Source organism: Candidatus Thiodiazotropha sp. AKAK2 (assembly GCF_058244685.1).
In genome coordinates, this window is record NZ_JBSYOP010000016.1 from 14,988 (window position 1) to 35,357 (window position 20,370).

Here is a 20,370-nt window from a genome sequence, read left to right on the forward strand (position 1 = left end):
GAAGCATCAGTTAAGTGCAAGATCGACCGTCTGGCGGCCACGACTAGCGCGGCTTTTCAGAATGGTGACCTGTAAGCCAGACGTTCCTGGTGTGAGCAGCAGACGTGTTGCTGCAAAAGAGCTATCCTGATGTTCCGACCGAAACAGCACGCCCACCCCACCCCCTGCCTCGGCGGCTAATTGTAGGCGCCGCACTGTTTTCGCTAGCAATCGGCCAGGCCAGGCCAACACCATGGCACAACGACGCTGGCGCAGCACCGTCTCCATCGCCCAGGGGATCTCCTGATGCTGAGGTGGACGCAGCAGCAGCAGATGGCGTAATGAAATACCGCCGCTTACCAGGGCGGGTGGGTAAGGGATATAGGGTGGAGCGATCCATGCCAACTGCTTGTTCGCCTGCGTGGCAGCGGCCATGGCCGGCAGAAAGAGCTCTATTTCACCGATACCCCATTGAGGCGAGATCACCTCGATCAACGCGCCTCGCAGCCATCCGGCTTCAGGCAGAATGGCGTCCAATGCGGCATGGCCGGTAGACACACCCTGCCCAGGGGGAGCGCATCTTTCTCCACACCATATCAACTGATTGTTATTTAAAAGTTTTTTTAAGGATTCTTTCACAAAACAATCCCAAAAAGGAGTTGATGTTTCTCTAAATTTTCTCTATTCTAGGTTAGAGAAAATTCGGAGAAAGTCAAGTGCTGACGGAACTGGAAAAAAAGATCCTGCTCTTCATCGGGGACTACCTCAGGCGCCACAATGGTCAATCCCCCAAGCTGTCTGAGATCGGTGATGGCTGCGGTATCAAATCGGTGGGCACGGTGCACCGTTATGTCACTTCCATCAAAGAAAAGGGATTTCTCGAAAAGGCCCGTTCAGGCTGGCGCACGCTACGTTCACCCAATGAACTGCCCTACAAAGGTGTGATCGCGGCCGGGATGCCGATTGAGGCAGTGGAGCAGGATGAGACGATCGATCTCACAACGTTATTGATACAACCGGACTGTTTTCTGCTCAAAATAAAAGGCGACTCGATGATCAACAGCGGCATTCTGGATGGCGATCTGGTTGTCATAAAACCATCGAATACCGCGAGTAATGGACAAATTGTTGTGGCCTTGGTCGATAACCAAGAGGCATCCTTGAAGGAATTCCAAAAAATAGAGGGCGGAAAAAGCATTAAACTCATTCCACACAATGATGAGATGAAAGCCCAAATCTATGCTGCGGACAGGCTGCAAGTTCAGGGGATACTATTAGGCGTCGTGAGAACCTACCACAGATAGTTAATGGATCAGGCTTTGCGTTTCAAACGCCCGCTCTTCTGGCGGGGTGATCTCTGCCTCATAGTCAGCCGTCGGCAGCTCGATCGGCAACTCCCCCCGGCCAAGGATCTCAAGCAGTGTTTGAGGATCTGTGGTGAAAGGTACAGTACGAGCCTGTCCGTCGGCTATGACATCCATGGCGGTAATTTCGTAATTCAGGACTTCGTACAGATAGGGAATTTCCAGATCAAGTTTTCTAATGTATTCGGCGAAACGGTGTGACTCATTAACCGCGAATCGATCCGGTGTCTGACTGACACAGTAATCTGCCACAAGCCGATCAAACGAGGCCTCATCCAGACTGAGCATCAGCAATCTGATACTCATCCTGAGATTTGAAATGATGGCACTCAAACGGAATTTTCTATTCAGTTCCCGAATCAGGGCAACTGCCGGATCATTGGCAAGTTGCCTGCTCAACTCATCCTCATAGTCACTCGGGAAGAGTATCTGCGCGGAGAGCTTCCTCTCCCAGACCTCCGGGGTTAAGCGATTATCTCCGGATACCGTCTTAGGTTCCGTGTTTTTAAATGGGTTGTCACTCTCCTGAGCAGAGCAACGGCAACTCCAAAGGTCATGCATCTCATCTACAGCCCGTCGCACACCGTCCAATCCGAACCGGGGAAGATAGGCTGGAAGAATCTCGTAGATCACTGCGCCAAGATTGGGTAGATAGGGAATCAACCTTTGCGCCCATTCGATAACAGGACGCGGGATATCCCCCGAGTGGGCGTCGAGCCAGTAGTCCCCATATTTCAAGCCTCCGGCAAGATGAATCTCCCACACCCGGTCGAGCGGTATCTCACTGAGAAAAGCCTCCACGGATTGTCGGCCATTGCGCTCATTCGACCAGATATTGTGTAGATCGAGGAGAATGCCACAATCGGCCGTCTCGACCACAGCAGCCGTGAACGCTCCATCACTCATTTCACCCGGTATGGGTTTCAGATAGTTGGTTGGCGTCTCTACAGCAAAGGGTACAGGAATCTTAGCGGAGACCGCCTGAATGGTTCGACAGGCCGCATCGACACCGGATGGCATAGCCAGCGGTGGCAGGAAAAAACCGGTTTGAACCGGGTTGCCCTGTGCATCGACCGATTCATTGAACACCAGATGTTCGCTGGCCCAGGCCGCATTCAGGGTTTGAATCGCTTCGCGTAAAGGGGGGATATGCCTGGGATCCGGTATCCGCGAACCACCTACCGGAAAGCCGACCCCATGGACGGTCTTGGCCTGTGGCAGGGCTTGTAACCGTTTGAGAAATTCAAGTTGATTTTCGTAGGGCTGATCCCTATTGGGGAAGTAACGCCACAATACCTGTGGTTCAAGCTCCAATACCTGAACCGCAACATCCGGTGACTCGAACAGAGGTTCGAGCCCCGGAATGTAGACCAGGCCTACGCCCAGTGGTTCTGTTTTCAACGCCGCATCAATTCCATCTGGCTGTGGACTTTCAGCTTCTCATCAACAATAAACTGCTTCTCGATATCGAAACGGATATCGTGTCCCGAGTGACAATTGCCGCAGCCAAGCTGATCAAGCACCGATTCGGTGATTTTTTGCATTTTTTTAAGATCGAACATGGCTTTGGCGGGAATCGTAACGCGTACTACATTACTCCGCAGGGCATCTTTGTCGAGTGCGATGGCGGTTGGATACTCCATGGTTTTCTCCCTCTTGTGAACACACAGGCTGCATATAGCTGCCCGGTAATCGATTTATAGGATTGTTATTACAGCTAAAAGCCAGGCCAGACTAATGCCGAATAGCGGCAACGGCAACCAGAACAATGATTCGGCGTTTAGTTTGTTCTTCCCCGGAATAGGCTTAAGCCTGTCATTCACCCTAACTGAACAATGTAAATATTTCGCTACATCATTGCCCGGTTACAATTAACTGAAACTATCTTATTGATTTGATACTATTTTGAAATTGCAGGATCACATTTCTGGCTACACGGAATTAACCTGCGTTTGTATCACTCTGGAGAGTCATCATGAAACACCCGGCTTACAGAACATGGGGAGCTCTTCTCGCTGCTCTACTCTTTCCAGTGGCGAGCCTGGCCGATTCGTGGAGTTGTCATTTCGAGGATCTTACAAGGAGTGTTGTTATTCTCTACCCGAATGAACCCAGCAGACTACCTTGTAAAGTTTACTATGCAAAACCAAAAGAGAATGTCATCCCGCGTACCTTATGGGAAGCCCAGAATGAAGAGGGCTATTGTCAACGAAAGGCTGAAGGTTTCATCGAACAGCTGGAGTCCTGGGGCTGGCAGTGCACATTGGATAATCAATGGCAGGCGCCATAGATCATTAATCAACAGCAATACAAAGCCATGCAACTTTTCCTGAGTGTGAATCATTAGTTGTATGGTAAAATAGCTATGAATCTCTCTGGCAGCTTGGCACCTCATAGACCTTGAGAGTCAAACCGTCTGCTCGGGATCAGACCCTGGCAAGACGTGCCTTTGAGTAAGAGCGCGAGCTAAACAAGGAGTAATCTCATGGAAGAAAATGTCACGATCAGCAAGTATGTCATCTGGTTCACGGTTGTAAATCTGTCACTGACTATCTGCATCAGCATCGCACTTATCCTCTTGGAAATCGACTCAAGCACAAGCGCCACAATTGCCGCTCTGGTTGGCGCTGCCATGGTTGCGGGATCAAAGTTTATCCAAGACCACAAACGGGTTCCTAATCGATCGGAGAAGACAAAGCTGGTATGGCTATCCTATTTGACTACCTGGTTAGTCTCACTTCTACTGCTGGGTGGTTTCGTATTGGCCACCAACGAAGGAAGCCAGCTGTTGGAAGTGATGACATCGGTCAGTATGGGAATCATTGTTGGCGTATTTGTATTCTTCTCAATTGTGATCCTGGGCACCCTATCGCTCTCTTATGGGTTTCTGGCGAGAAAACAGCTAGAAGGCATGAAGAGAAAAGGAGCGATTTAAATAAGATTAGGACGGGGCCCTGCCCCGCCCTCCTTATCAAATGATATGGCAAGATCTGACATTTCAGGCTGCAAGTTCACTATGCGTAGCGACAATATCTCGCTAACAGACTTCTCATTACTCAATAGATAAAGACAGATATTTACAGCTTCAAATCGTTTGATGAGCTAGTTCAACCAACATCCAATTCAATTAGAATTTTGAGGATAACGGTTTAAAGCTTCTTCCTCACCTTCCCAGGTGACTCACCCGTATACTTTTTGAATGCCTTCGAAAAGGAGGCCTCACTCTCATACCCACAGCGTTTGGCAACATCGTAGATTGTAGCGTGCTCCTCACTCAACCATAACCAGGCATTCTGCATACGCCAGCGTCCAAGGTAGTTGATCGGTGTTTCACCCAACAGAGATTTGAAACGATCGGCAAAGGCCGAGCGTGACAGATTCGCCAGCACCGCCAGCTCATCGACACTCCACCCATATTCCGGTTTTGCGTGAATAGCATCCAGAGCTTTGGCTATACGACCATCTGTCAGCGCGGCAGACAGACCGGATAATGCTTCGTTCTCCAGCAGATGTTCACGAACCAGTACGACAAATAGGGATTCAGCCAAACGATTGATCAAGGCCTGGCTACCCGATTCCTGTGATAACGCTTCCCGTTTGATTATCGAAAGAATTTGTACAGGTATGGAATCCGCTTGGGCAAGAGCACTCTGAACAATTTTCACCGGTGGCAATAGATCGATGAGCGGACTGTTGGCCGCATGAGTAAAACGAAAATAACCGCAAAGTAGACCAACACCATCTAACTGCAGCCCTTCCGCATAGGGCAGTGAAGGGGCTATGTTGAGCTCTATCTCGCTATCCCTCTCGGAAGATATTCGATGACGGGTACGCTGTGGAAACATGATGAAATCACCTGCCTCCAATCTTGCCGGCGATTTCAGCTGTGACGACTCCGCATAGCATTGACCATGTGTAACAAGGTGGAAGCTGATATGCCCCGGCCCTGATGTATCCACCGCCCAATTTCCACAATACTGTGCATTGTGGATAATATCGACCTGCAGACGAAATGTGCTGAATATTGTGGACAGTGAGTCCATAAACAATCACCTGAATCATTTCAAAGCCAGGACAGCCTGTCTCGACGAAGAGATTATAGAGTATTGGACATACTCTTCGGCGTTTTGCGCATGCCAATCAGATTATCGGCCCACTAAGATCTATGTCAATGCTCATCCGCGACACAGTCTCGCAACTGAGGATTCATTTAAACAGATCATCACCCGATAGGAGAAATGCAATGATTCGTACCATATTCGCTTTTTTATTCACCGTTGTAACCACATCATTATGGGCTGGCGTTGATACCGGCACCGATATCAACGGTGTCATACTGGCTGGCCATGATGTGGTCGCTTATCACACACAAGGCACGGCCGTTGAAGGCAGTTCCAAGTATACCGCTGTTTACAATGATGCGATCTACCAGTTCAGCAGCTCAGACAATCGTGACCTGTTCCACAGCAATCCTGAAAAATACGCACCCGCTTATGGTGGTTTTTGTGCCTACGGCGCCACCTTAGGCAAAAAGTTTCAGGTAGATGGTAAGGCGTTTGAGGTTGTCGATGGAATACTCTATGTTAACAAGAATCAACAAGTCTATGATATTTGGCGCAAGGATATCCCTGGCAATCTGAGTAAGGCCGACACACAGTGGCCGAACATTGTAAATATTCCGGCAGATGAACTGTAGACCATAGCTTCAATGCTCAACCCAGTCCCCGCACTGCGGGGACGATTGATGTCAGCACTACTATTGCCTTGAGGCTAACTACAATATCCTTCCTACCAGTTAGGACCTGTTAACACTAATATATCTGATCATAGCCGGGTGCATCTCCCTGGATATCCTTGGTTGTAGGCGTGTAACTTCGATCTCCCCTTTTGACAGCACTCAATGCAGCTTGCAGGGACTCATCCAGATAGTGGCTATACATCTCAATTGTGTTGACTCCAAGCATACGTCTGTGAACCTCCCTGCCCGTATGATCCAGAAACAGCAAAGTTGGCGTTACCCATACATTATAGGCAGCGCCAACCTGACTAGGATGTACCAGCTTCCCTCCCAGGTCACGTATGGAGTCAGCGGAATCAAGCAGGATTTCAGCCATAATCACGCTATCCTGATAGTCACCACTGAGCTGCATCGGAAAAATGATCTCCTCTTTTAATCGAACACAGAAGGGACAATGGTGTTGGGATACGATCAGTAGTATTGGAAGTTTCGCTTTATTTGCCGCGTTGGCCAGCTTGTGTAGATCATTGTGCTGCAATCGGTCCGATGCACCGGCCTTGGTGAACATCGATAAAACCATACATATAATAGGAAAATAGCGAAATTTCATTGGTATTGATTTCCAAGCATCCGTGATGCCGCATGGTGAAACAGTGCCAATGTCTCTCAACTCAAACCCAATCTGCACTTATACAACACGTTAACAGGCTGCTGAACCCTAGCAGATATCGACTCAATAGCTGTTTGCCGAGCAAAGCACGACTCTACCCCAGAAGGTTAGTGTTGAGTGAATTTGTCTGACAGGAACCCGGAATAGATTGACTGGAGCGAGTCACCTGGCCATAACACAGAAGTTTAGCAGCCTGATAAACCCTCTACTAGCACACTGATTTAATTGTACTTTTAGAATGACCAAACAGACAGATTACCCAATTCAGTAAGCACCTTTGCTCAACCTACTCTGAACAACACAGGGATATTCGGTTAAAATCACCTGACAATTTATTGGGATTAACGGTCCGATTTCTAATCCATGGTATTCTGTCTGCCCCCCTTCTCCGACCGACTGCATCACTGGATATTCCTTAATATGTAGCAAGGTAGTCGATAAAATCTAACGGCACCTACTCTACTAAGCAGGATCAGGCTTAAGTTAGCCAAATCATTTATCACAAATCGATAACGTTTTAAGTATCAGGGTAGTAACCCTTGTCACAAATTAGTAGTGTTTTGATAAATACAAGTACAGTTCAATCTGTTCTTGACCAAGCGATATCTGGAGTAGGCAAGTGAAATACAGAATTCTTGTTGTACTAGCGCTCACTCTGCTGGGCATCTCAATGAATGCTTTTGCAGCCAAGGCCACCCTGGCCGGCGGCTGCTTCTGGTGCATGGAGTCCGATTTTGAAAAGCTAGAGGGTGTGAGCGACGTCATCTCGGGATTTACCGGCGGCACAGTGAAAAATCCCACCTACAACGGCAATCATGAAGGCCACTATGAAGCGGTTGAAATCACATACGACCCTGACAAGATTAGCTATCAACAGTTGATCGAGCACTACTGGTTGAATATCGACCCTTTTGATGACAGAGGACAGTTCTGCGATAAAGGCCATAGCTATCGAAGTGCAATCTTTGTGGCCAATCAGAAAGAGCGTGAGATTGCTGAGCAGACCAAAAAGGCTGTGGAACACCAATTTCCCAGTCGAATGGTTGCTACAAAAATCCTCGACCAATCGACCTTCTACCCCATACAGGGTGCTGAGAGTTATCATCAGGATTTCTATAAGAATAACCCTGTCAGGTACAAGCTCTACCGTTGGAATTGTAAACGTGATGAACGCCTACAGGAAATTTGGGGCGACATGGCGGACAACTCATATTGATATCTGTTGACTGCTGATCGTCCATAGGTGGTTCTTATCCTTTAAAGCCTGTTAAAGATTGATCACTGTTTTTGATTGAAATCTCACTATCTTTAACTAGCCATGATGAAAGAACCACCTAAGATCCACTCAGGCTGTTAAGGTTTCAAGTTGCCTAACCGATGAATCGGACACCCTACTGTTTATATCCACAAACAAGAGGAAACAGGACAGATACAGTTTGGTAGATAGAGATTTATCCCTACGACAATGGGATGCAGCTGAGGCTATACTCAATGTTTGACCAGCAGTGCTTTTAACCAACTTGATTGATATCAAACCCTTGATTGAAAAACATGCCAAGATTCTCTGCAGTGTGGTGGTTTCGGTTGAGCCCTGACTTTCTGAGAGAAAACGACTATGCATATCACCAAGCAACTGATTCTTGCGATGATTTTGCTACCAGCATCCAGTCTTGCCATCGATCTGGAAAATGGCGAGGAGATTAATGAAGTCTGTGCCGGTTGCCATGGTGAATATGGTCAGGGTGGTAAAGAGGGAGAATACCCCAGGCTTGCCGGTATGCCGAGCGCTTTCCTAGCCAAACAACTGCATCTGTTCAGGGACCGGCTACGCCCCAATCTCGCTATGGTGGAGTATGTCGACCACCGGCAGATGCCGGATGAAGATATTCGGGATATTTCCCACTTCCTTTCACAAATCGTGTTGAAAACAAAACTCCCCCCTGTGGATGAAACCGCTGAGGATTTCAATGCCTACGAACGTCTGTTGGCTTCAAAGCGCCTGATGCAGATCCCCCGTGCCCCGGGGGACATTCAGAAGGGCAAGAAACAGTACCGCAAAGAGTGCGCATCCTGCCATGGACGCGATGGCATGGGGGATAAGGAAAAGGCCGTGCCGATGTTGGCAGGACAATACACCAGCTACCTTTGGCGACAGGTCAAGAAATACCGTAATGGCATCCGCATCCACGATGAAGAGGCTCCGGATGATGAGTTACTGGCGGAATTCAGCGATCAGGAACTGACCAACATGTTCGCCTATCTCTCTATTCTGGATGATTAGCCAACCTATTCCTCACTCCCGGGCAGCGGAATCCCTGGCCTGACCGTAATGAAGCGATACGGCATGGAGATCAACCCCTGCCCGGTTGTTATCAGCACCTTGGCTTCCCACTCCATCGCATCCCAAACACAGACCGGTAACATACCGTCACCCTTGAATTCACCGGCTCCAGCGGCATTCAAGGTCACTCGGTTAAACCCCATATTCATATCCACGCCGGCAAAATCGACCTGAACCTTTTCAGCCTGCATACCTTCCAGAGAGACCTGCAGCTGCAGTGGTTTTACCGTAGGAATCTGCCGTGGTTCGATCGCAAAGCTGACACGCACAGCATCATTGAGTTGGGATACACAGGGGCCTGCACGAAGATCGCAGTCGGGATCAAGTTCCCCTGACCGGATCACTTCAGGAAACAGAATTGGCTGTGCCTTGTAGAGCGCAACAGCAGACACAGCAATCACCAACAGACCGACCAGGATCCACAATTGGTGTTGCCACTTATTCTCTACTGCCATTGTGCACTCACCTGTCATGTCATCGACTAAACGCACTCATGCTCTAGGGTAGATCACTGCGCTTGAAATATTGATATCCCAGGCCGGCACAAACTGTTCCCAGTGCGATGGGATAGAGCATGGCATAGGCGATATAGCCGGCCTGGCCGAAACTGTCCAGTATCACATAAGCTGTCGGACCCAGCAGCACCAACTGTGGATCAAACAGCATCATCGTTGCAGTACGAAACACTTGCATCGGATTTGCCAAGGCGATACCGACTGCGGTTTCCGGTGGCAATTGCTCCTGAATCAACACTCCCAACAGAATCAGGTCGAGAAACAGCAACAGGGTCAGCCAGACGACGAAGGCGGCCCCCTGGGCCACATCAGCACTGCGAGCCAAGGTGGAGATCAACATACCGATGCCGAGAAAACACCAGGCCAGAGCCATCAGCAGGCCGGTATAGTAGATCAGCAGATGCCAGGGAGCCGACACACCTTTGAGCAAACCCCAGGCCGTGGCGCCCAGCATCGCCACAAACACCGGCAGGAAGACCACAAAAAAGCGTCCAAATACCCTTCCCCAAAACCAGGCCCCGAGGGTTATCGGTAGGGAGAGCAGATACTCGAAGACCCCAGCCTCCCGATCACCAGCCACCGAGCGTACCGTGGTGATCAATACAAAAATCGGCAATATCGCCATCGAGAGTTGAATATAGGTAATCAACAGTCGCGATAGGCCGGTAAACCCCATAATCCGGGATTCCGCCAGGCCGAATGCGAACAGAATAACCACCAGGCCGCCGAACACCATGGCATAAACCATAAACCAGCGTGCCCGCAGTGACTCTATGATATCGGTATATGCTGCCAGCCAAAGGTATCGCATAGGATAGATTTCCTGTTCAGTCGACTGCCCCAGTCGGTGGTTGCCCTGTTGCACCCTGCCGTCGCTTTGCCTGTTGTTTCAGACGCTCCATCAGATGCACCCCATGGTGATCGAAACGCTTTTCCACCTGAATGATATGTTGTTTGGCCTGCTCGAAGCTGAGCCCACTGGGAGCAGTCTCCAACTGTGCGCCAAGACCAAACTCCATCGGCGTGAGGTTGCCTTTCACATAGGTGGCTTTGCGGGCATCGATCCAATCTCCGGTTCGATGATCGGTAACCCAGATCTCGGTTTTCGGATCATCTTCCCAGGGTTGCTTGGCCAGCCAGAGGGTGGCACAACCGATATCATCGAACATCGCCACCTCGGAACGTTTCTTATCGGGTGGGAAATATCGAATCTGTGCTGCGTGATAGCGATCGCTTACAACCATTCGGCACCTTTCACAGGCATCTCTGTCCCACTTGACCTCTTTGGGGCCAGTACCACTATCACCGGAGCAGGCAACAAGCATCAGCAGACATGCAGACAGGCAGATAGGCTTACAGCCTCTAAACCACATTGATTGATGCCTCCTGCTGCTCAACCTCATTGATCTCCATGGCGGAGAGCAGTGCCGCATAACGAGAGAGCAGGCCGAGAAAACGCAAACGGTCCGGACCGGCAATGTAGCCTTCCCACACCTGCCCGTTTTCTGATGCAGTGAACCTCCACTCACCGATCGCCTTTGCAAACGCCTCTTCCGCCTGTATCAGACGAATCCGGCAATAGAGACGGGATGAGAGATCCACCAGGTCGGCCACTCTGTCATCCAGCACGATCTCTCCCTGATCCATCTCAATCACCCGATTCACCAACGCAGCCACCTCATCGAGTCGGTGACTTGAAATCAACATCGCGGCGTGATCTTTTTTCTCGGCAAGTAACTTGAAAAAGATATGCCGCGCCTGGGGATCGAGATTTGCCGCGGGCTCATCCATCACCAACAGCTCACTCTCCCGACCCAAGGCAATGGCGATCAACAACTTCTGTTTCTGACCGCCGGAGAGTTTAACGAATGGCTGCTTGTGAAACTGTTGTGCATCAAAACCCAACTCCTCCGCAACCCTGAACATCCGTTGCGGGTCGGAGTCACACAAACTGGCGGCAAAGCGGATCAGTTGCCCGATAGGCATCCGCAGAGGCGGCGGCAATTGCGGTACAAAACCGACCTTGGAGAGCACCTCGCGACGATAGAGCCTGGGATCCCTGTGATCCACCAGAACCCGGCCCTGACAGGTGTATTCACCCAACAGGCAACGAATCAGGGTGGTTTTTCCGGCGCCGTTGGAACCCACAAGCGCGACACGCTGACCACGTTCAATGGTCAGGTTGATGCCCTTCAGCACCTGATGGCGACGAAAACTTTTGACGATGTTTTCAAATTGAATCATAGGTTCATTTCAACATCTTGCTGAGTCCCTTGACCTCGTAGGTCAGAGAGTCGGTTGGACAGACGTCGACACACATGCCGCATCGGGTGCAATCGGATGAGACATCCTGATTGACGTCCCGTGCACCGCTACGGATGGTCAGCTCCAGTACATGAGGCACCAGGCAGACCTTACGACAGTCACCCTCATGGTGACAGGCCTCAGCGTTGTATTTGACCCGAACGGGGGATAACAGCCCCACCGCACCGTAGGTCACCCCGATGGGACAGACGTAACGGCACCAGGCACGGCGGGAATAAAAGATTTCGAACAATAGCAGCAACCCCACCCAGATCAGGGCCACGCCGGGACCGTAGATCAGTGCGCGGCTCAGAATGCCGGTTGGTGAGATCGTCTCAAACACGGTATACCCGGTGAGCAATGCCAACAGAGCGAAGACCAGATAGAAGACAATGCGCACCTTGCGATTGAAGGTATGGTTCTTGACGAGTTGTTTTTTCACCAGCCACAGGTGCAGATATTCGGCCCACTCTGACAGCAAGTGGTAGGGACAGACCCAGGAGCAGAATGTCCGCCCTCCCAAAAGCAGCCACATCATAAATACCGTGACAATACCGATCACCAGGTTGAGCACAATATGTTTGTAGGCCAATGCAACCTGTAAGGCGGCATTCAGATCGGCAAAGTGAAAACCCATCACACGCGCACCGGTCAATGCACCTTCCACCAACTGCACATCGAAATAGAACGAGGCCACAAACAGCAGGTTGACCAGGATCAGGGTCGCCCATCGACGCTTTTGCCACTTACTGAGAAAGGTGCTCTTGTGTGCATGTCGTACCGCTTCCACATCCGCTTTGGAGAGTTTGCCTTTTTTACCTGCGTAGATAGCCTGAACTTCCGCACTCCTCTCCTCTTTCGAAGGGCGTGGAATCTTGTTACCTATCAGATGCGCGATCGAGTCTTTGATATAACTCATCTCAGGACTCCTTAACCGTATCGGCGTTGTTGTCCAAATCGATCACAATAGCCGCACTCTCCACCGGGCAGATCATTTCGCACACACCGCATCCGACACACCCTTCTTGTACTACCGGTTTCATCCGCAACACACCATCTCCCTGATCCATCGGTTCAAGTGTGATGGCGTGTTTTGGTGGGCAGGCATTACCCATCTGCTGTGCAACCCTTGCAACCGGCTGATCAGATTTTTCAGATTCTGCCGCTTCACATTGGGTGATGCGTATTTCGATCGGGCATTGGCGCACACACAGATCACAGATCTCCAGGTCATAGGGGTGCTCCGACACCGGGATGGGATTCCAACGATCGATCTCTTCGTAACGCAGCAATCCTCTGTAGTCGGCACCTCGCGCCTGGCCTTTGAAGCCTTTTCCCTGCATCGCCAGACAGGCCTTGGGTCTTGCCAGCCGGGCAAATCCCATGCGTGTATCGGCGGGATAATCCAGGTCATGGGTCAGTGCGCCGGTCGGGCAGGCCAATACACACTGCAGGCCGTCGCATGAAAAGTCACACGCCTGCTCCCTGGCGTCGATATAGGGTACACCAATACCGAATCCGTCAAGCAGATCGGCCAGCTTGATCGCCTCCACCGGACAGACCTGAACACACTGGCCACACTTGATACAGGAGGCATAGAACTGCTGCTCATCGTCTGGCGTCTTCAATGCGCCGGGGGGACGCAGACGTATCGAGGTCCCTTGCAAGACAGGAACATATCCCAACATTGAGACACCAATCATACCGGCAGCCAACACTGAGGAGCGCAGAAACTCCCGGCGGCTCTGCTCTTTGCGTCTAGGCGTCATCGGTCGCTTGTTTTTTTTCACGGGTTGTTTCTTGTCACTCATACTATGTTTCTCGTTTAACGCCCGAGCGACTCGCGCAGTGCACGATAGGCATCAAATGTCTTTTGTGTATCCGCTTGAATTTCCACCTCGGAGTCAGCTGAATCAGATGATTGACTGTCAGCAACATGATCTACCTGCTGAGTCACTTCAGCCGTCATCATCGGCTGCTTATCACGCACCAGCATATTGGGCTGAGTGAATGGTGCGAGACGCTCCAGGAAATCCATGACTTCGAGAACCGGAGAACCTTTGAAAAAACGTGCCGAGGGTACATCCATCCAGATTCGGTCGGCATAACTGAACAGTTCATAGGGCTTGTCACCGACCCTGTCTTGATCCTGATCAAAGCCCTCATAGTCGTCCCAGTAGTTTCCCTGCCAACTATTCCGGTTCGCTGTTTTTCCACCACCGGAAACCGCCACTTGAGTGATATTGCCTTTGAATCGATTGTTTTTCAGCGTATTGCCGGTCCAATCATTGAGAAAAAGCACCCCAATGCCACTGTAGGCGACCAGATTGTCTTCAAAAAGGTTGACGGTATCGGGCTGAAAGGGAGAGACATCCAGATAGAGCCCTGTGGCACAATAGAGAACCTGGTTACCGGTCACCACCACATCCGAGGTCTCCTTGAATCCAATACCCATTCCAGTAGCACCGGTGGCATGAGCGATGTAGTTGTTTTTCAAATGCACCCCATCGCTGTACATGACAAAGATACCGACGGAGTTATCCTCATAATGATTGCCAACCACTTCGTTGTATTGAGCATACATGAAGTGCAGGGAGTAACGACCTCCCCGGGCATCGTTACGTGCAATCAGATTATCCCGTGAGTACCAAACCACCATATCACGGGAGTCCCTGATGATATTGTCCGTGATCTTGTTATCGAAACTGTACCAAAGACGTATCGCATCGCCCCTGATGCCCAAATCGAAAGGCTTCGACGAGATTCGGTTGGCACGCACGATATTGTTTTTCGACTGTTGCAGATCGACGCCGAACAGACAATTATCGATCACATTGTCTTTGATTACATTAAAGTCGCCACGTACCTGCACCCCTGAATCGATCGTGTTATGCGACTCTCCGGAATTGGTCAGACGGAGATTCTTAATCGTGGCGCCGTCCGTATCCAATATGATAACTGATCCTTTTCCACCGGCATCGATGGTGACCTTACCCTGTCCATCCACCGTAATGGCATCACTAATGGTTACCGGCCCAGCATAGGTTCCGGGAGGCGGAATCAGAATACCGCCAGGCTCGGTATCATCGACCAGGGCCTGAAAAGAGGGGTAGCTCTCGGACGCCGCAAAAGCATGAGGCACAGTTGCAGGCAGGAGCAGCAGAAGTGCCGCCAATAAGAGGATCTGTCTGTACACTGCAAAAACAATAACCAATTTAACACCCGAAAACGGTTGGCCGTGAAAATTGATCTTCGACTGTGAATTCATCCGTTACAGAGACTAACCGATCAATTCACAATTCTAAATCAGATTAAGACTTCTCCTGCTCCTGTTTGAACTGCTTGAATCGTACCAATGCCGCGGCTGCCAGTACCAACGAAGTCAGCACCATCAAACCGAATCCCGTATAGGGATAGGAGTGAGTCGTAAACTGCGCAACCTTGCCGTCGCCAAATACTGTGGGCATGAACGGTTTTACGGAAAATGCCCCCATGTCATTCAGGGTATGTCCATACCACCAAAGCCAGGCTGAGTAATCTATGACGAAAATAACCGGCAATGCAATCGGCACCAACACCAGGAGCCAGTAAAACAGTCCACCATTCTTACGCGCACCGAATATCACCAGCAGCATAGCACCCAGCAAAGCGACAAAAACGACATGAATAGCCAGTTCGAGATTCTTCACCATCGGCACAATCTCTTCCTGGTTATTGAAATATCGACCAAGACTTTTCGCGTAGTGCCAGGACATGACCTGAAAGGCACTGCCATTCCACGGCGCCATTTCATCGGATTTCACCTGATCGATATCATAGGTCAGTTTAAGCTGCTCGATGAGATGAAGTTTTTCCACATCCCCCGAATTTGCCTGTTCCCGTTGCGCCCTTTCCACCTGAGACGGCAGGATCACCTCCACACCCGACTCCTCCAAAGAGTCCTTGAGCACCCCAGCAATACCGCCAATCACGATCTCAGGTTCACTGCTCTCAGAGGTCGCCTCCTGATCCAATGAAGTTACCAATGCGCTGATATAACCGGTATTCAGCAGTTTGAAACCACCATCCCCATATAAAGCAAGCCCCATCCATACCGCGATAACGGCAAAACCACTACTCAGTATCGCGACTCGTATCCTCGGCTTGATACAGATAAAACCCAACAGCATGACACCCATGAATACCATCAGAAACTGACCGAAGCCACGCTCAACAGGACCACCCGCCGCTATCGGATACATACCCACATAGTGGTTGATGGTGTCCATCTCATGTACACAGTCCAATGCTTCGTCTTCGACGATTTCCGCCTTCTCCTGCTTTTCACAACCGTTGAATACACCATTCATATGAAAATGAATTCTCACACCATCCGGAAAGGACTCGGCCGGATAGTTTGGAGCTGTCAACGATACCCACCAGATCGGGGTGTAGAAAACAACAGTCAGAAGCCCCAGTGCGGCCAGGGTGAGCACGGCAACTTGAAGCGTTTGCTTAGACGGCATAGTGGTTCTCTAGAAAAGAAAAAAGATTGTATGAGTAGTGGGTCTCTGTAAGCAGCTTCCAGGTTGGGCCGATCACCCAACCTGACTGCTGCCTGTCACTTACCACCAGAACACTGAGGGTGTCGGGTAAGCGCCGGCTCAGCTTGTAGCGAACTGCAGCGCTCACTGCGCTAGTCGTAATCCGGGTTCTGCCAATCCTTGGAAGGCGCAAGCAGCTCCTTGGGTACCGGCATACGCGATACATAGTTGATGACCATCTGCATGTCCTTGTCAGAAAAGTTCTTGATCTGCTCTACCATCTCCGGGTTGGCATTACGACGCTTGCCATCACGAATCCATTCAAACTGACGCAACATGTAAGCATAGTGTTGTCCGTGAATTTTCGGATAGAACTTTTCACCATCACCTTCACCAATCGCACCATGACACTGAACACAGTTGTCATCGTAGAGCTTCTTCCCTTGACTGAATTCAGGGAACAGCTGGTTCCAGGGACCCTTGCCGTTTTCAGGATTCATCGGCAATTTGGCGATGTATGCGGTGACATCGGCAACCAGTTGAGCGGGCTTGATCTCACCGGCATGATACCCGGATGCCGCCATAATCTGTTCATCCAAAGCAAATGGATACATGGTTGGGTTATCCCGGTTCTGTGCACGGATATCCGCCAACTGCTTGATCAAGACATTACGGTGCTGGCCCGCAAGCTGAGGAAAAGTGCCATCTGAAAGGCCCCAGCCTTCCAACAGATGACAGGCAGAACAGACCTCATACACAGCAATGCCCCGCTCACGATCGGGCGTCAACAGCATCGCCTCGTCCTTTTCGCCTCCTGCTTCGTTCCACCCAGCGCTAACACCGCCACAAGCAAGTAGACCCAAGGCGATGGTCACTGATTTGATCATCGGTTTAACATTCATGATTCGTTTCTCCACTCCCCTGAAAAGCATGGGGATCCGTTAGCTTCGTACCTGGGCGCCAGTATATAAAAAAGTATTACCTCAATAACGCACACAGTGTGTCACGGGGTATATTAGATTACTTTGATATACATCAAACTCTATCGCCCGGATAACGTATCTGAGTGGTCGGTTCAGAGTGTGCTCAACCAATCGGCTATTGCACGCATCTCCTCATCGGTGACCAAACCCATTACCCCTTTCATGGCGGCAGATTGACCATTGCTGCGAACGCCTGCCTTGATATCCTTCATCTGATTGTAAGCATAGTCAGCATTTTGTCCGGCAAGCTTGGGATAGACCGGCATAATCGGTGATTTGGCATCTTTACCATGGCACGACCAGCATGTTTTGGTTTTGTAGAGCTCCGCGCCATCAGCGGCTTGTGCATTCATGGAGACTGCGGAAACAACTAACAGGGTCATACCGATCAATGTGAGATTTACAATTTTCAACATACTGATTTCCTCATTTAGAATGAGTGGTTATGTTCCGATGAGGGAACTGAAAAAAGCACATGAAGCAAGCCATTTAAGTTCAGTTAGAGCCAAAATAAACCTTGCCATTTTTGTGCGTATTATTCGGTTAAACGCAGAAAGGGGCCCTAAGACCCCTTTCTTCTTCAATGCACAAAACCGTGCTGACTATTTGACCTTCTTAGCTCCATGCTCTTCCAGGAAGGTCTTGGCACGCAGCCCAAGATCTGCCGTCTTGACCTGATACTGCCACCACTGGCCTGCCCAAAGCGTGGCGTTCTGATAGTCACCCTTGCCGGCAAAGCCTTCAGACTTTTTCTTGGCCTCTTCGGCAAAACCGAGCTGGTCGGTCGCATCCTCCACCAGGGCAACGACTTCCGGGAAGTCTTTGTAGTTGTGGCTGGTGATGAAACCGACTACAGAATCGATAACCGCCTGGGTATCGATATTGGTCTTGACCTGCTTCTCATAGTCAGCCTGGGTATACTTGGTACCTTCCTGTATCTCGGTAGTTGTGGCCACATACCCTTTCGGCTTGACTAACAGATACCCCTGCATCTCCAGATGCAAGGCAGAGCAGAACTCGGTGCAGTAGTAGGGATAGACACCGGCCTTATCCGCTTTGAAGGTTGCCGAGACTGTTTTACCCGGTTCGATCGAGAGATTCACATTCTGACCGTAGAGCGCAAAACCATGGGTCTCATCCTCTGCACGTTCCAGATTGGTAAGATGAATGGATACCGTTTCGCCCTCTTCCACCTCGATGATCTCCGGAGTGATATGAGAACGGATCACAGTACCGTAGACATGCACGACACCATCATCACCACGTACCACCTTCTCACGCCCGGCGCGTGTCTTGTAAGGCGACTTCTTGTCAGAGCGACTATCCCAACCAGACTTGTAGCGTACGGCAGGTTTCAGTTTGTCCGCTTTAATGGCGACCACATAGTGAGGTTCACCCAAGGGTAGAGGCATATCGTAGAGTAACTGCATCTTGTCGCCGCTGATATCGATCAACTGGTGGTTCTGCGGATGCAGAGGGCCGACAGGATTGAAACGATCGATGGCAAGCTTATTCAGCGAGACGAGATATTTACCATCCGGTGATACGGAATCACCCTCCATCGCAACCAGATGGCCGATGTTGTAGTGGATGTGTATTTGATCCAGTACCTTGCCTTCACAGTAGTTCCACTTGGTTACCATGGAGTCGACATAGATCGAGGTATAAACGACACACTCTTTGGCATCATACTGGGTATGCAAAGGACCAAGTCCTACCTGCACCTGAGTGTGCAACGCATCTTTCATTGCAATGATCGGGATACCGTATGGATCTTTGCCTTCAAACTTTTTATCCTTGATCGCTTTTTGGATTTTCTCCCAACTATAGACCCAAGCATGACTGTCAAGCTTACCGGAAACGATAATATGACTGCCATCGGGACTGACATCAACCCCGTGCGGGCTTTTCGGTTCCGGGATCAGATAGAGCAAGCCCTCTTTCACTGCCTGCTCCATGGGGATCATGTATGCCCCCTTGGATTTTTTAACCTTACCGGCAGCAACCAATTCGGCAGCCTTCTTCCAATTGGTTACATGCAGAAAATCGGTATCTTTTTGTGAACAACCCGCCTCAAAGGGAGGACGTCCGCGTTCGATACCACCGACATAGCGTTCCGAACAGAAAGAGTTGGTGAAACCCCACCCCATGGATGGACCTTTACCCGCATCGGAGAGATCCTGACTGTAAGGGGGCAATTCGAAAGTAAACGATTGAGATGGATCGAGGCGACCCTTTTTATCATCGAATTTCCAATAGGTAACCGCACCGCGGTACTTATCGTTGAACTCTTCCAGCGGCACAAATTCATCTTCAAACGGTGCAGCATACTGGGAAGCTTCCATCACATATTCAGTATTCGGGGTAACGAATGCACCACCATGCTCTGATTTCATGAATGGATTGACCACGATCTGTTTGGTCTCAAAGTCATGCAGATCGATGACCGCCATACGTGGGTTGGCTTTATCGTTGATAAAGAGATAACGGCCGTTGTACTCACCCTTGGTCTCAGAAAAAGCCGGATGGTGAGTATCGCCGTAGTTGATATCCTTACCCTGTATCCTGCCTTGGGCCAAAACCGCTTTCGATTCATCATCAAAGCCGTAGCCCTGCCAGGGCTCAGGTGTAAAAACGGCAATATATTTGAGTATCCTCATGGAGGGGATACCGTAAACGATGACCTGTCCGCTCTGTCCACCGGAGCTGAAGGCCAGATATTCATCACGCCCTCCCGTTGGCGTATAGGTTTTTGCTGCTGCAAGCAGATCCTGCTGTGATAGTCCGCGCGCCTTCATGACCTCTTCAAGCGCCGACTGGGACCATGCATTGGTTGCGGCTAATAAGCCGATCCCCAAACCTATGCCCAATGCGGATATACGTTTCAAACTATTGTTCATCGTTCCCCGTCCCCATGATTATTAATGAGAAGTGCATATCAGACGATATGCCG

General features: G+C 50.1%; 23 protein-coding genes. 6 read left to right on the forward strand and 17 right to left on the reverse strand.

Translation table 11 applies throughout. From position 1 onward, the window contains the following. Positions 1–6 precede the first annotated feature (6 nt). A complete protein-coding gene (gene imuA / locus AC4IE8_RS05370; RefSeq protein WP_490790498.1) occupies positions 7–618 on the reverse strand; it encodes a translesion DNA synthesis-associated protein ImuA in 612 nt (203 codons plus the stop codon). A 77-nt stretch (positions 619–695) separates the two neighbouring features. Between imuA and lexA the strand changes: the two genes are divergently transcribed. Beyond that, positions 696–1,283: a transcriptional repressor LexA gene (lexA, locus tag AC4IE8_RS05375; protein WP_068990235.1), complete on the forward strand. Its 588-nt coding sequence runs from the start codon at positions 696–698 to the stop codon at positions 1,281–1,283. On the opposite strand, the gene AC4IE8_RS05380 is transcribed toward lexA, so the two are convergent. Together AC4IE8_RS05380 and AC4IE8_RS05385 are read right to left on the reverse strand one after the other, a co-directional pair. Further along, the gene (locus AC4IE8_RS05380; protein WP_068990232.1) at positions 1,284–2,744 is read right to left on the reverse strand and encodes an MbnB/TglH/ChrH family RiPP precursor modification enzyme; all 1,461 of its coding nucleotides are present in this window, start codon (positions 2,742–2,744) and stop codon (positions 1,284–1,286) included. Beyond that, the gene (locus AC4IE8_RS05385) at positions 2,741–2,986 is read right to left on the reverse strand and encodes a hypothetical protein (protein ID WP_068990229.1); all 246 of its coding nucleotides are present in this window, start codon (positions 2,984–2,986) and stop codon (positions 2,741–2,743) included. Before AC4IE8_RS05385 ends, AC4IE8_RS05380 begins: the two co-directional genes overlap by 4 nt. Before the next feature lie 332 nt (positions 2,987–3,318). On the opposite strand from AC4IE8_RS05385, the gene AC4IE8_RS05390 reads away from it, so the two are divergent. Together AC4IE8_RS05390 and AC4IE8_RS05395 are read left to right on the forward strand one after the other, a co-directional pair. Further along, a complete protein-coding gene (locus AC4IE8_RS05390) occupies positions 3,319–3,633 on the forward strand; it encodes a hypothetical protein (protein WP_068990227.1) in 315 nt (104 codons plus the stop codon). 195 nt (positions 3,634–3,828) lie between these two features. Continuing rightward, complete coding sequence (locus AC4IE8_RS05395) at positions 3,829–4,278, forward strand: ABZJ_00895 family protein (RefSeq protein WP_068990224.1); 450 nt, start codon at positions 3,829–3,831, stop codon at positions 4,276–4,278. A 214-nt stretch (positions 4,279–4,492) separates the two neighbouring features. Here the strand turns inward: AC4IE8_RS05395 and AC4IE8_RS05400 are convergent, their stop codons facing one another. Then, a complete protein-coding gene (locus tag AC4IE8_RS05400; RefSeq protein ID WP_068990221.1) occupies positions 4,493–5,386 on the reverse strand; it encodes an AraC family transcriptional regulator in 894 nt (297 codons plus the stop codon). A gap of 200 nt (positions 5,387–5,586) precedes the next feature. On the opposite strand from AC4IE8_RS05400, the gene AC4IE8_RS05405 reads away from it, so the two are divergent. Next, positions 5,587–6,039: a YHS domain-containing (seleno)protein gene (locus tag AC4IE8_RS05405; protein WP_490790499.1), complete on the forward strand. Its 453-nt coding sequence runs from the start codon at positions 5,587–5,589 to the stop codon at positions 6,037–6,039. 115 nt (positions 6,040–6,154) lie between these two features. Here AC4IE8_RS05405 and AC4IE8_RS05410 read toward each other — a convergent pair whose 3' ends face one another. Then, on the reverse strand, positions 6,155–6,649 hold the full coding sequence (locus AC4IE8_RS05410; RefSeq protein ID WP_490790500.1) for a thioredoxin family protein: 495 nt from the start codon (positions 6,647–6,649) through the stop codon (positions 6,155–6,157). A gap of 721 nt (positions 6,650–7,370) precedes the next feature. Between AC4IE8_RS05410 and msrA the strand changes: the two genes are divergently transcribed. Both msrA and AC4IE8_RS05420 read left to right on the forward strand, forming a co-directional pair. Then, positions 7,371–7,967 carry a peptide-methionine (S)-S-oxide reductase MsrA gene (msrA, locus tag AC4IE8_RS05415; RefSeq protein ID WP_490790501.1) on the forward strand — a complete coding sequence of 199 codons (597 nt, stop codon included), beginning with the start codon at positions 7,371–7,373 and terminating at the stop codon, positions 7,965–7,967. A gap of 399 nt (positions 7,968–8,366) precedes the next feature. Then, the gene (locus AC4IE8_RS05420; RefSeq protein WP_068990211.1) at positions 8,367–9,032 is read left to right on the forward strand and encodes a c-type cytochrome; all 666 of its coding nucleotides are present in this window, start codon (positions 8,367–8,369) and stop codon (positions 9,030–9,032) included. 5 nt (positions 9,033–9,037) lie between these two features. On the opposite strand, the gene AC4IE8_RS05425 is transcribed toward AC4IE8_RS05420, so the two are convergent. The 12 genes from AC4IE8_RS05425 to nosZ form a co-directional block, all read right to left on the reverse strand. Beyond that, positions 9,038–9,547 (reverse strand): hypothetical protein, encoded by a 510-nt coding sequence (locus AC4IE8_RS05425; protein WP_490790502.1) that lies wholly within the window; start codon positions 9,545–9,547, stop codon positions 9,038–9,040. Between the two features lie 43 nt (positions 9,548–9,590). Further along, complete coding sequence (locus tag AC4IE8_RS05430; RefSeq protein ID WP_068990204.1) at positions 9,591–10,418, reverse strand: ABC transporter permease; 828 nt, start codon at positions 10,416–10,418, stop codon at positions 9,591–9,593. 16 nt (positions 10,419–10,434) lie between these two features. Continuing rightward, entirely contained in the window at positions 10,435–10,932 is a 498-nt protein-coding gene (locus AC4IE8_RS05435; protein ID WP_490790503.1) for a nitrous oxide reductase accessory protein NosL, read from the reverse strand. A gap of 37 nt (positions 10,933–10,969) precedes the next feature. Further along, the gene (locus AC4IE8_RS05440) at positions 10,970–11,851 is read right to left on the reverse strand and encodes an ABC transporter ATP-binding protein (protein ID WP_068990198.1); all 882 of its coding nucleotides are present in this window, start codon (positions 11,849–11,851) and stop codon (positions 10,970–10,972) included. Between the two features lie 4 nt (positions 11,852–11,855). Continuing rightward, the gene (locus AC4IE8_RS05445) at positions 11,856–12,830 is read right to left on the reverse strand and encodes a NapH/MauN family ferredoxin-type protein (RefSeq protein WP_068990197.1); all 975 of its coding nucleotides are present in this window, start codon (positions 12,828–12,830) and stop codon (positions 11,856–11,858) included. Position 12,831: 1 nt separating this feature from the next. Then, positions 12,832–13,722, reverse strand: coding sequence for a 4Fe-4S binding protein (locus AC4IE8_RS05450; protein ID WP_068990195.1), 891 nt, complete (start codon positions 13,720–13,722; stop codon positions 12,832–12,834). Positions 13,723–13,736: 14 nt separating this feature from the next. Then, entirely contained in the window at positions 13,737–15,107 is a 1,371-nt protein-coding gene (gene nosD, locus AC4IE8_RS05455; protein WP_490790504.1) for a nitrous oxide reductase family maturation protein NosD, read from the reverse strand. 115 nt (positions 15,108–15,222) lie between these two features. After that, positions 15,223–16,416 carry a hypothetical protein gene (locus AC4IE8_RS05460; RefSeq protein WP_068990194.1) on the reverse strand — a complete coding sequence of 398 codons (1,194 nt, stop codon included), beginning with the start codon at positions 16,414–16,416 and terminating at the stop codon, positions 15,223–15,225. Then, positions 16,406–16,582, reverse strand: a complete 177-nt coding sequence (locus tag AC4IE8_RS05465) for a hypothetical protein (RefSeq protein ID WP_490790505.1) — start codon at positions 16,580–16,582, stop codon at positions 16,406–16,408. Before AC4IE8_RS05465 ends, AC4IE8_RS05460 begins: the two co-directional genes overlap by 11 nt. A 4-nt stretch (positions 16,583–16,586) precedes the next feature. Then, positions 16,587–17,336, reverse strand: coding sequence for a c-type cytochrome (locus tag AC4IE8_RS05470; protein ID WP_490790506.1), 750 nt, complete (start codon positions 17,334–17,336; stop codon positions 16,587–16,589). 173 nt (positions 17,337–17,509) lie between these two features. Then, a complete protein-coding gene (locus tag AC4IE8_RS05475; RefSeq protein ID WP_490790507.1) occupies positions 17,510–17,833 on the reverse strand; it encodes a c-type cytochrome in 324 nt (107 codons plus the stop codon). Positions 17,834–18,019: 186 nt separating this feature from the next. Next, entirely contained in the window at positions 18,020–20,317 is a 2,298-nt protein-coding gene (nosZ, locus tag AC4IE8_RS05480) for a Sec-dependent nitrous-oxide reductase (RefSeq protein WP_068990190.1), read from the reverse strand. Between the last annotated feature and the right edge of the window lie 53 nt (positions 20,318–20,370).

What these genes read in the sequence shown, in the direction of transcription:
- AC4IE8_RS05385 (WP_068990229.1), bottom strand. Translation starts at nt 2,986, where the DNA reads ATGGAGTATCCAACCGCCATCGCACTCGACAAAGATGCCCTGCGGAGT.
- AC4IE8_RS05390 (WP_068990227.1), top strand. Translation starts at nt 3,319, where the DNA reads ATGAAACACCCGGCTTACAGAACATGGGGAGCTCTTCTCGCTGCTCTA.
- AC4IE8_RS05395 (WP_068990224.1), top strand. Translation starts at nt 3,829, where the DNA reads ATGGAAGAAAATGTCACGATCAGCAAGTATGTCATCTGGTTCACGGTT.
- AC4IE8_RS05400 (WP_068990221.1), bottom strand. Translation starts at nt 5,386, where the DNA reads ATGGACTCACTGTCCACAATATTCAGCACATTTCGTCTGCAGGTCGAT.
- AC4IE8_RS05405 (WP_490790499.1), top strand. Translation starts at nt 5,587, where the DNA reads ATGATTCGTACCATATTCGCTTTTTTATTCACCGTTGTAACCACATCA.
- AC4IE8_RS05410 (WP_490790500.1), bottom strand. Translation starts at nt 6,649, where the DNA reads ATGTTCACCAAGGCCGGTGCATCGGACCGATTGCAGCACAATGATCTA.
- AC4IE8_RS05420 (WP_068990211.1), top strand. Translation starts at nt 8,367, where the DNA reads ATGCATATCACCAAGCAACTGATTCTTGCGATGATTTTGCTACCAGCA.
- AC4IE8_RS05425 (WP_490790502.1), bottom strand. Translation starts at nt 9,547, where the DNA reads ATGGCAGTAGAGAATAAGTGGCAACACCAATTGTGGATCCTGGTCGGT.
- AC4IE8_RS05430 (WP_068990204.1), bottom strand. Translation starts at nt 10,418, where the DNA reads ATGCGATACCTTTGGCTGGCAGCATATACCGATATCATAGAGTCACTG.
- AC4IE8_RS05435 (WP_490790503.1), bottom strand. Translation starts at nt 10,932, where the DNA reads ATGCTTGTTGCCTGCTCCGGTGATAGTGGTACTGGCCCCAAAGAGGTC.
- AC4IE8_RS05440 (WP_068990198.1), bottom strand. Translation starts at nt 11,851, where the DNA reads ATGATTCAATTTGAAAACATCGTCAAAAGTTTTCGTCGCCATCAGGTG.
- AC4IE8_RS05445 (WP_068990197.1), bottom strand. Translation starts at nt 12,830, where the DNA reads ATGAGTTATATCAAAGACTCGATCGCGCATCTGATAGGTAACAAGATT.
- AC4IE8_RS05450 (WP_068990195.1), bottom strand. Translation starts at nt 13,722, where the DNA reads ATGAGTGACAAGAAACAACCCGTGAAAAAAAACAAGCGACCGATGACG.
- AC4IE8_RS05460 (WP_068990194.1), bottom strand. Translation starts at nt 16,416, where the DNA reads ATGCCGTCTAAGCAAACGCTTCAAGTTGCCGTGCTCACCCTGGCCGCA.
- AC4IE8_RS05470 (WP_490790506.1), bottom strand. Translation starts at nt 17,336, where the DNA reads ATGAATGTTAAACCGATGATCAAATCAGTGACCATCGCCTTGGGTCTA.
- AC4IE8_RS05475 (WP_490790507.1), bottom strand. Translation starts at nt 17,833, where the DNA reads ATGTTGAAAATTGTAAATCTCACATTGATCGGTATGACCCTGTTAGTT.
- nosZ (WP_068990190.1), bottom strand. Translation starts at nt 20,317, where the DNA reads ATGAACAATAGTTTGAAACGTATATCCGCATTGGGCATAGGTTTGGGG.